The 1,749-nt window shown below is 55.5% G+C and carries 2 protein-coding genes and 1 pseudogene; all 3 read left to right on the forward strand.

Going from position 1 to position 1,749, the window contains the following annotated elements:
• The coding region (locus ACXAIC_RS24655; RefSeq protein WP_475187061.1) for an IS30 family transposase at positions 1-624 on the forward strand (624 nt) is incomplete at its 5' end.
• 4 nt (positions 625-628) lie between these two features.
• Positions 629-931, forward strand: a pseudogene (locus ACXAIC_RS24660) (integrase core domain-containing protein); the annotation flags it as partial.
• A 165-nt stretch (positions 932-1,096) separates the two neighbouring features.
• Positions 1,097-1,225 (forward strand): hypothetical protein, encoded by a 129-nt coding sequence (locus ACXAIC_RS24665; protein WP_475187064.1) that lies wholly within the window; start codon positions 1,097-1,099, stop codon positions 1,223-1,225.
• Positions 1,226-1,749 lie beyond the last annotated feature (524 nt).

Here is a 1,749-nt window from a genome sequence, read left to right on the forward strand (position 1 = left end):
CGCGGACGCAATCGCGGCAAATCCTTCCTCAATGATGCGTTGATGATCAGCGACCGCCCAGCAGAGATCAGCGACAGAGCGGTTCCGGGCCATTGGGAAGGGGATCTCATTCTCGGCCTTGGCAGCTCGGCGATCGGGACGCTCGTCGAACGCACGACCCGCTTCACCGTGCTCCTGCACTTGCCACGCATGAAGGAGCACGGGACAGGCAAACCAGTCAAGAGTGGACCAGCCCTCGCCGGTCATGGCGCCAAGGCGGTCCGCGATGCCATCGCCGAGACGATCAGCAGCCTGCCTGCTCAACTGCGCCGCTCGCTGACCTGGGACCAAGGTGCCGAGATGGCCCAACACGCGCAGCTGCGGATTGATACCGGTCTCGAGATCTACTTCTGCGACCCTCAAAGCCCATGGCAGCGCGGCAGCAATGAAAACACCAACGGTTTGCTCCGCCAGTACTTCCCCAAGGGCACGGATCTCAGCCAGCACGGCGCTGAAGAGTTGAGCGCTGTTGCTCACGCGTTGAACACGCGCCCACGAAAAACACTGGGTTGGCAAACACCGGCAGAAGCTCTCAAACAGCTACTCAAACAAGATGCAATCGAAGGTGTTGCGACGACCGGTTGAATTCGCCCAATATGTGTCGATCAGGTATTCGGAGCGGCTGGCCGAGGCTGGCATCGAACCTTCTGTCGGAAGTGTCGGCGATAGCTACGACAATGCTCTCGCCGAAACGATCAACGGTCTTTACAAGGCCGAGGTCATTCATCGGCGTGGACCGTGGCGAAACTTCGAAGCCGTCGAGTTCGCAACACTCGAATGGGTCGACTGGTTCAACCACCGGCGCCTTCTGGAGCCCATAGGAAACATCCCTCCGGCCGAAGCCGAAGAACGATACTACGCCATGCTGGACGCACCAGCCGTGGCCGCATAATTTAAGCCAAATGGTCTCCGACAAATCCGGGGCGGTTCAACGTGTTCGGGGTAGCGTAGAATGAGCCGTCATAAGGCCACGGTCCTCCGGGCGCTGTCGGTCCTGAAGAGGTCGGGATACAGGCTAATTGCAAACTGTCATTGCGGCCACGGATGGGCCTTGGATATGGAAACACTGATTAAGGCTTTCGGGGCCAAATATGTGTTTATCAAAGAAACAAGGATCGCCTCGTCGCAGACCTGCCCCCACTGCGGCCGCCGGGCCAGCCAGATCGCGCTCATGCCCCCGGCCTAACCTTCATTTTCTGGATGCCAAGTGAAGTTGCGCGCTACACGAAAAGGGGGGCTGATCTAGAGCAAAGGTGGAAGCTCTCAAAAGCCAGTTTGAAAGGCGTTTAAACCGGGCAAAGATATGATCTCTATGGACACCTTCACCGTTTGAGAGACGAAAAATGTATGAATATTTGACCAATCCCATTTTTCCGGTTGTTCTTTTCTTCGTTTCGGTCTGTGCAAGTGCAGCTCTTGCCTTCTTACCCGACTCTAGTAGATTTACAGGAGCGATTTTTTGGACCTCAGCAATCCTTGGTCTGGTTTTTCTCGCGTTGTGGCTACATAGCGTTCAAGGCTCTCTAAGCTTCGTTCATATGAGCGTCTTGTTGTCTGCTTTTGCGGTAATATTGACTGGGTGGGTGTGTTCGTTTCTCTATTCCCTTCGGCGGCAGCTAGGTGAGCGTCCGTTGAACCCGACCTGCCGCTTTTCGATTTGGTGCGTTAAGTGTCCGCTTAATTAAATGGACATTTAAGGGCCCTTAATGA

Source organism: Roseibium sp. AWQ4_254 (assembly GCF_056161025.1).